At 57.3% G+C, this 323-nt stretch carries 1 protein-coding gene; it reads left to right on the top strand.

Annotation, left to right across the window (positions count from 1 at the left end):
* A partial coding sequence (locus RCF13_RS25250) for a glycosyltransferase (RefSeq protein ID WP_308141643.1) occupies positions 1-323 on the top strand: 323 nt, incomplete at both ends.

Below are 323 nucleotides of genomic sequence, written 5' to 3'. Positions count from 1 at the left end.
CGAAGCTCAAGCCGGACGTCGTACATGCCTATTATTTGTTGGACTACGGATTTATGGCGGCATTTGCTGGCATAAAACCGCTGGTGGTTACCGCCATGGGCAGCGACGTGCTGCGTGGATTGGATGTCTCATACCGTCGCCGTTTCTTGGCGGGCTACGCATGCCGTCGCGCCGATTACGTTTTGACCAGAGCGGAGCATATGAATGAGACGGTAAGGCGTTTGGGGGCTGGCGGGCCAGTGGAAGCTGTTCCTAACGGTATCGAAACACGGGTATTCGCATTTGGGGGGGCACGTAACAGCGTGCCGCGCGTGCTTTGCACG

The sequence above is a fragment of the Stenotrophomonas maltophilia group sp. RNC7 genome (genome assembly GCF_030910085.1).
In the GTDB taxonomy this organism is placed as follows: Bacteria; Pseudomonadota; Gammaproteobacteria; order Xanthomonadales; family Xanthomonadaceae; genus Stenotrophomonas; species Stenotrophomonas sepilia.
This window is presented reverse-complemented; position numbering and strand designations above follow the sequence as displayed.